The organism is Ruegeria sp. BF7, assembly GCF_056538605.1.
This window is the reverse complement of the sequence record NZ_JBQFTM010000034.1, coordinates 1-7718: the sequence shown is the minus strand read 5'-3', so window position 1 is coordinate 7718 and position 7718 is coordinate 1. Positions and strand designations below refer to the sequence as shown.

At 52.9% G+C, this 7718-nt stretch carries 8 protein-coding genes and 1 pseudogene; 5 read left to right on the top strand and 4 right to left on the bottom strand.

Annotated features, from left to right (window positions below; all coding sequences use genetic code 11):
* Positions 1–91, bottom strand: a pseudogene (locus ACR0IK_RS24070) (IS6 family transposase); the annotation flags it as partial.
* A gap of 92 nt (positions 92–183) precedes the next feature.
* On the opposite strand from ACR0IK_RS24070, the gene ACR0IK_RS24065 reads away from it, so the two are divergent.
* From ACR0IK_RS24065 to ACR0IK_RS24050, 4 genes are all read left to right on the top strand, one after another.
* Complete coding sequence (locus ACR0IK_RS24065) at positions 184–864, top strand: IS6 family transposase (protein WP_480643648.1); 681 nt, start codon at positions 184–186, stop codon at positions 862–864.
* Positions 865–1112: 248 nt separating this feature from the next.
* On the top strand, positions 1113–1559 hold the full coding sequence (locus ACR0IK_RS24060; RefSeq protein ID WP_480643647.1) for a universal stress protein: 447 nt from the start codon (positions 1113–1115) through the stop codon (positions 1557–1559).
* 337 nt (positions 1560–1896) lie between these two features.
* Positions 1897–2682, top strand: a complete 786-nt coding sequence (locus ACR0IK_RS24055) for a formate/nitrite transporter family protein (RefSeq protein ID WP_480643646.1) — start codon at positions 1897–1899, stop codon at positions 2680–2682.
* A 339-nt stretch (positions 2683–3021) separates the two neighbouring features.
* Positions 3022–4539, top strand: coding sequence for a bifunctional aminoglycoside phosphotransferase/ATP-binding protein (locus ACR0IK_RS24050; RefSeq protein ID WP_480643645.1), 1518 nt, complete (start codon positions 3022–3024; stop codon positions 4537–4539).
* A 186-nt stretch (positions 4540–4725) separates the two neighbouring features.
* Here the strand turns inward: ACR0IK_RS24050 and ACR0IK_RS24045 are convergent, their stop codons facing one another.
* The 3 genes from ACR0IK_RS24045 to ACR0IK_RS24035 form a co-directional block, all read right to left on the bottom strand.
* A complete protein-coding gene (locus ACR0IK_RS24045) occupies positions 4726–5712 on the bottom strand; it encodes a zinc-dependent alcohol dehydrogenase family protein (RefSeq protein WP_480643644.1) in 987 nt (328 codons plus the stop codon).
* Between the two features lie 257 nt (positions 5713–5969).
* Positions 5970–6377, bottom strand: a complete 408-nt coding sequence (locus ACR0IK_RS24040) for a universal stress protein (protein WP_480643643.1) — start codon at positions 6375–6377, stop codon at positions 5970–5972.
* A 58-nt stretch (positions 6378–6435) separates the two neighbouring features.
* Complete coding sequence (locus ACR0IK_RS24035; RefSeq protein WP_480643642.1) at positions 6436–6885, bottom strand: phasin family protein; 450 nt, start codon at positions 6883–6885, stop codon at positions 6436–6438.
* A 200-nt stretch (positions 6886–7085) separates the two neighbouring features.
* On the opposite strand from ACR0IK_RS24035, the gene ACR0IK_RS24030 reads away from it, so the two are divergent.
* Positions 7086–7262 carry a hypothetical protein gene (locus ACR0IK_RS24030; RefSeq protein ID WP_480643641.1) on the top strand — a complete coding sequence of 59 codons (177 nt, stop codon included), beginning with the start codon at positions 7086–7088 and terminating at the stop codon, positions 7260–7262.
* The last annotated feature ends 456 nt before the right edge of the window (positions 7263–7718 follow it).

Sequence of the window (7718 nt, the reverse complement as noted above, 5' to 3'; positions counted from 1 at the left end):
GAAGGCCATTGCATTCAAGCATTCGAACGAAGAACTTGGTGGCGGCTGGTTTGTTTCGACGTCGTGAAAGCATGAAGCCAAGTGTCTTGCCGGGCTCTGTCGCAAACTTTGGTCGGCCTGTTGCACCTTCGCGCGGTTTGATCCAACTGGTGCTTGGTCTGCAATACTGTTTGCGAATCTCCGGTGATCGACTTCAAAGGTGCACATTTTCCACAATCTGTGATCCTGTTCGCGGTCTATTTCTACGTTCGGTACGGCGTCTCGTACCGTGACCTGGAAGAGATCATGGCGGAACGTGGTGTGCCCGTTGATCATGCGACGCTGAACCGCTGGGTCGTGAAGTATTCGCCCCTGGCCGCTCGCGCGGCTCAGAAAAGGAAGACCAAGACAGCAGATTCTTGGCGCATGGACGAAACCTATGTAAAGGTTCGCGATGAATGGGTCTATCTGTACCGGGCCGTCGATCGTGACGGTCAAACCCTTGATTTCATGCTTTCTAAGAAGCGAGATACGAAAGCGGCAAAGAAGTTCTTCGCCAACGCATTGCTCAACAATGGCATCCCGAAACGTATCACCATCGACAAAAGCAGGAGCAATGCGGCCGGGATCAAAGAGATCAACAAAATCTTCAAGCGATTGCGGATACCGGTTAAGATCGACACTGTCAGATCAAAATACTTAAACAACATCATTGAGCAGGATCACCGGTTCATCAAGCGGCTCACGAGGCCGATGCTCGGCTTCAAGAGGTCCGCCTCTGCTGCAGCGACACTCGCAGGAATCGAGACCGCAAACATGATCCGCAAGGGTCAGCTGGAACCTTCGACAAACGGATTCCGTCAATTTGCAGACCTAGCTGAGTAACAACCGCCTGCCAATGCGATAGCTGTGATCGACACCAGAGTTTGCGACAGAGCCAGTTTGCGACACATTCCTTTGGCATGACCCGCTTGCAAACCCAACGAATCTAAAAGGTTGGTTAAGGTACCATGGATCCTCTGGAAATGGACGGACGACTGCGCTGGAAGTTGCAGCGAAAAGTGTTGATTTGAGTCAAAGCTAGTTGGCGCAAGTTCACCCATACTAAACCCTCATTAAGGAGGTAGCGCGATATGTTCAAAACGATCGTGGTTGGCTTGGATGGATCGGAGGCGTCAGAAGCAGCACTGCGCGTTGCCTGTGATATCTCAGGCAAATATGGCTCCCAAATTCACCTAGTTCATACACCTCAGCCGCAAACCGTGGCGTTCGCAATGGGCGCGGTTGCTGGTTATCACGCCGTCACGACAATGCCTTCAGACGAAGAGGTGCAGCAGGCAGCAGACAAGATCATTTCCGCGGGTAAAGAGATTGCCGAAGAGTATAATCAGGCGGTTTCTCAAACGCATAACCAACGCGGTGATCCGGTCGACGAGATCATCGCATGCGCCGAGCAATGCACAGCTGACCTGATTGTGACGGGCCGCCGCGGATTGGGTAGCATTGGTAGCCTAATTCAAGGGAGCACCTCTCAAGGCATCAGTCGTAATGCCACTTGTGCGGTATTAACTGTCGCCTAGTTTTTAAACTTAGTCCCAATCGGCGCAAAAACGATGACGATCCCAAAGCTCTGCATTGAAGCCTTGTGACAGAACTAAGATTCGATGGCTACTCCGTGACGCTGAATTCCCGACGGTGTAAATGGAAACATACTTACACTACTTGAAATCGGTGGCATGAAAGCGGGGGCTGAATTAGGGCTCATGGGTGCCTGTGGACATGACCGCGCACCAAACTGTGTTAGGCGACATTACCCTAACCACGAGTGAGCTTCCCGTTTTTTGCGCATCAGTTCCAGGTCAGAAGACATGCTGTGAACCCCTGCTATTTAGATCCGTGCACACTATGGAGCCCCACATGAAGACACCGGCCCCGTTCGATGCTCACAAACCCGCTGAAATCGCGACGTTAGTTGAGACTGCTGGAGTCGCAAAGGCAAAATTGCCAGTGGCACCCATGCTCGTTCTTGCGATGCTAGCCGGAGCATTCATAGGGTTTGGCGCAGCGGCCTATACGATGGCGGTCACAGGAGCAGACAGCGCTGCAGGGCCGATCCGCGTTCTGGGTGGAGCAGTATTTTCTTTAGGCCTTATCCTGGTGATCGCAGGTGGGGCAGAGTTGTTTACTGGTAATGTTTTGATGGTGATCGCAGCGGTCGACCGCAAGATACCGCTGCGGCTGCTGTTCCGAAGCTGGGGCATCGTCTACGCCGGAAACTTCGCAGGTGCCGTCGGGCTTGCATTTGCCTTCGCCCTGACCGGCCTGCTCGAGGGGCCGATGGGCAGCACCGCAGTGGGGATCGCCAATGCCAAAGCAGGGTTGGAACCGATGGAGGCCTTCGCCCGTGGCGCATTGTGCAACGGGCTGGTTTGCCTGGCCGTATGGCTGTCTTTCGCCGCCCGCAGCGTCGCCGGCAAGGTCCTGGCTGTATTATGGCCCGTCACAGCATTTGTGCTGCTGGGGCTCGAGCACTCGATTGCGAACATGTTCTTCTTCCCGCAGGGCTGGGCAGCGGGGGCAACTGTGCCGATTTTCGCCGCGGCTGCCAACCTATTGTGGGTCACTCTTGGCAACATTGTCGGCGGGGCGGGAGGAGTGGCCCTGGCCTATTGGTTTGCTTTTCTTGGCGGTACTAAACGGTAAGAGCCGGGTTTCGAGGATATTTTCCTCCGCTCGACTGCGAACAGGGTCGTGCATCGTACCAAATACTAAGTTTACGTGATCCGTGGAACTCGGGCTTGGAGGGAAGAGCACCGAATGCCTGATGCTAATCGTGGCCAACTAGGTTGGTCGGGTGAACTAACGGGTTGTGACGCGTAGAGGCCGCTTTGAATAGCCTATCGGTTTGCGTGCAATGGTATTTGACACTTTGTGAATTGAAGAACACTGGTTTTATTCAGCCCTTGATGCATCTCAAATTGGGTGAATGTTTTCTGTAGTATATTGGAAGCGCACTAATTTTTCGGTCGATAAGCGCCTAAGATGATAGTCGAAGACCAAAGCGAAGTGATGGCATTCCTTTCAGACCCCGCTACCTACTCCGTTGACGGGCCGATTCACGTCATCGAAACCCACATCTCCACTGTGTTTCTTGCCGGGGATCGAGCCTTCAAGCTTAAGAAGGCAGTCCGGTTGCCATATGCGGATTTCTCAACTGCGGAAATTCGCTCTGTTGCCTGTGACAAAGAGTTGAGGCTTAACAAGGCTACGTCGCCAGACATCTACCTTGGGGTTCGCCGTATTAAACGTTGTGGATCAAAGCTGAGATTTGATGGCTCTGGGGACGTCGTCGACGCGGTTGTCGAGATGGCGCGCTTTGAGCAAGAAGCTATTCTGGACCAAATGGCTTTGCGAGGAAAGTTGACACCGAGCATCCTGAGCAACTTAGCCAAAACAATCGCAGAAGCCCATGTTGTGGCGAAAAAAATCCAAACCGGTGGAGTCGATAATGTCAAAGCGGTCTTAGACATAAACCAGGCCGGATTTAAACAGAGCACAGTGTTTTCAGATGCCGAAATTGACCAAATCGATGAAGCTTTTCGCCTGCAATTGAAAAGGATGGCTGCAACTCTTGAGAAAAGATCCGCGCGTGGGTGCATTAAGCGCTGCCATGGCGACCTTCACCTACGAAATATCTGCATGTTCGCGGGGCGTCCGAGACTGTTTGATTGCATAGATTTCAACGATCAGCTGGCAACTGTAGACGTTCTCTATGATTTGGCTTTTCTGGCCATGGACCTGTGGCACAGGAACCTGAGGCTTCTCGCGAACCTCGTCGTGAACCAATACATGGATTGTTCGGAGGAAGAAGACGGCTTTCCTTGTCTAACCTTCTTTATTGCTCTTCGTGCAGCCGTGCGAGCGCATGTACTCGCAACGCAATCCGAGGACTCCGAAAACGAAGCCGCCCTTGCGAAGAAGCGGGAGGCACATAGTTACTATGACCTGGCAACAACCCTGCTGAAAACCACGAAACCGCGCCTGGTGGCGATTGGCGGTCTTAGTGGCAGTGGCAAGTCGACTATATCCAGTGTAATTGCTCCTGTGATTGGGGCTACTCCCGGTGCAAGATTGATAGAAAGTGATCGGACACGCAAAGCAATGTTTGGTGTCGATCCAAATACCAAACTACCTGAAAGCGCTTATCGACCGAGTGTTTCGGACAAGGTTTATGGTACGATGGCGCGTCGCGCCACCGCACTGTTGAAGGCCGGGTGCCCTGTAGTTGTCGATGCGGTTTTTGACCGTCCTGACCGACGAAATGACATCGAACGGGCGGCGCGAGATATTGGCATTCGCTTTGATGGCATCTGGTTAGATGCAGCGCCGGAAGAATTAAGCCGCCGAATTCTAAATCGCGGCAAATCGGCGTCAGACGCTACCCCGAGAGTTCTGGAGATGCAGCTGAAAAGGCAATCAAACCCTATTGCATGGACTCTGTGCAAAACCTCTTGCTCAATTGAAGATACTCGCTTGCAAATCTTAAGAGTGCTGAGTTGAAATCAGTGTGTCCAGCTCGATTTTCTAGCAAGAAAGTGAGAATTTGAAGAGAAAACGCGATAATGTGTCAGCTTGCTGTCACGCGACTGCCAAGTGACGTTTCGGACAATGCCGTTAACTGCACCCAAACCAATCCCAACAGCAGCGTTTAAACCGACAATATGGTCCTTTCTTTTGAATGCCCGTTCAGGGAACCAAAACCGCGGCACCTTGTAAGCGCCCGTCTCGCAGATCCGATAGAGCTTGGTTGGCATCATTCAGTGCGTAGGCGTGCGTTTGCGGTTTGATACCAGCCCCTTCGACAACCGCGAAGAACTCTTCGCCATCCTGTCGGGTGAGGTTTGCCACAGAAAGGACATGCCGTTCTCCCCAAAGGTCACTATAGGGAAATGAGGGGATATCACTCATGTGAATACCGCCGCAAACGACGCGGCCGCCCTTTCGCACAGCACGTAACGCCGTTGGTACAAGTGATCCTACGGGTGCAAAAATGATCGCGGCGTCCAAATCCACCGGAGGCTGTTCATCGGAACCGCCGGCCCACGCCGCCCCCAGATCTCGAGCAAAGGCTTGGGCCTCATTGTCGCCAGGTCTGGTCAGCGCATAAACACTTCGGCCCTGCCAAATCGCAAGTTGCGCCAGGATATGTGCGGCCGCTCCAAACCCATAGAACCCAATATCTTTTGCATCTTCCGCCATTCGAAGACAGCGAAATCCGATAAGTCCAGCGCACAATAGAGGCGCGAGCGCGACCGGATCAGCTGTCTCCGGCAACGCAAAGACAAATCGAGCATCGGCCAGGCACGCTTCCGCGAAACCACCGTTTTTCGTGTATCCTGTAAAGACTGGGGCATCGCAGAGGTTTTCCTGCTCGTCTCGGCAGTATCGACACCGTCCGCAGGTGGATCCAAGCCAGGGCACTCCAACCCGCTGCCCAGTTTCGAAACCGGTCACGCCATCACCTTTTTTCAGAATCCGTCCGACAACTTCATGGCCAGGAACCAATGGAAGTTTAGGATGCTTGAGATCCCCATCCACAACATGCAGATCAGTCCGGCAGACACCACATGCTTCGACCTTGATCAGAATTTCTTGCTCGTCTGGTGGCGGGAGTTCGATACCTTCAGGATGAAGCGTGCGACCACTACCCCTGAAAACCATTGCAAGCGTCATGATGTTGTTCCTTTTGGGCGACCATTCGATCTTATTCGAGAGTCCCCACCTTTCGATTTAGGTCAGCATTAGGTCATCACCGCTTCACACACATGCACTGACGCGAAACTACGGCTCAGACCAATGGCATCTCGGCACGTGGTCATGGGAGCCGGGCTTGATGCAACGCAAGACCCTCGATACGGCGGCCCGACAAACTCACCGTCGAACCTACAAACGCAAACTCGGCAAAACAGGCTGAAGCCGCCGATGACGCTTCAGCGGATCACATGCACCGAGCACTTAGCGTGATGCACAACTCGGTTTGCAGTAGAGCCAAGAAAAATGTCCCCGAAACCTGGCTTGTGTGAAGCCAAAACGATGCAATCGACATCGTTCTCATCTGCGAAATCGACGATAGCCCTACCCGCATGCCCAGAGATAAGCCGAACCTCCGCGCCCGGGATTTCAGAGGCACTCTTATTCAGGTTTTCCAAAATCTCATGCCGCGTATTCGCAAGTACTCCGCTTGGAATCTGAGACCCGACATATGCCGGAATCGGCTCCTGAACGTGCACGACGGTGAATACGGTGTCTGCATCGGCCAATTGGCGCGCAGCCTGAAAAGATGCTCGCGTGTCGTGGTCTTGGTCCAATGCAACAGGGATCAGGATGTTCTTGTACATACGAACTCCTTTCTAAGGCTCCTGGGCCTTCATTCTGGTATCCGCTGCGGAAGGAACCCTAAACAGGTTCAGACTTCGAGGATTTACCCACAGTCTTTGCCGCGGCCGCAACATCATCGACTGTTTTCTCTACAGCCTCAGCTTCGGTTTCAGCAACATATGCCGCACAGCGGGACACGGTTTCGAACCATTCCTGAGCGTCCGCGACCAACCGCTCAGTCGAGTGGCGCTGCCATTCCGACATACTCTGAAGGGCTTTCGAGGGATCAGACGGGTTCGACGACGACACAGTGCGCGCCGCTTGCAGCGCCGTTCGAACCGCCTCATGCCGTCGTTCGAACCAATGCTGTGCAAAAGCCTCTGTTTCTGTTAGCATTTTCTCTTGTGCATCCCAGAACTGTTCAATCTGAGCGCCAAAGGCCGGATTGCCGGCAATTGGCGGCTGAATTTGCTTGAATACGCACATAAGACTGGCTCGGTGGTTTGAGTTAGACTTCTTGGTCGACATAGAAAGTTCCTCCTCATTCCCTGAATTCGCAATTGTACCGTCTGCTGAGAAACTCCGCCTTAATACAGATCAAAATCCCTTATTTTTAAGCTATTTGAATGAACCCAAGGTGAATCGCCCGCATTCCCTCAGACATTGTTTTCTGGTAGGCTAGATTGGAGTGACACTATTCACAGCAAGTACTTAACGCTTGGTTATCTATGGACGTTGCCGGCTTTCTGATCACCCTTGGTTTTCTTTTCCTCGCCGGATTGGCGGTCGATCAGCTTGGCCGGGCCACGCATCTTCCTCGGGTTACAAACTTACTTTTCCTCGGTCTGATCGCCGGGAACGCCGGAATGGGGCTGATCCCGCACGAGGTTGATGTGGTTCGATGAAGTGTCCATTGTGGCCTTGACGATGGTCGCGTTTCTTCTTGGGGGTCTTTGACGCGGGAGAACTTGGCAAGCCATGGTCGAGCTATTCTGGCGATTTCGATTGTGGTTGCGACCGTCGTTATTGCGTCTGTCGGATTGACAGCAATTGGGCTGCCCTCTGGGTTGGCGTTGGTGTTGGCCGCAACAGCCACGTCAACAGCTCCGGCTGCAATGACCGATGTGATCAAACAATCTGGAACAACCAACAGTTTCACTGAAACGCTGAAGGGTGTGGTTGTAATTGATGACGCGTAGGGTCTTATCGTTTTCAGTATCGCCTTGGTTCTGGCTGGTCATGCGGACGGTTGGGCCACGGTCACGACCACGGTTCTGTTGCGAAGTTTACCGAAGTTCAGAGAAATACATCGGTCCTGCTTTGTTATGCGAGCAGTTCTTTGAATTGTTGAAAGGGACAGA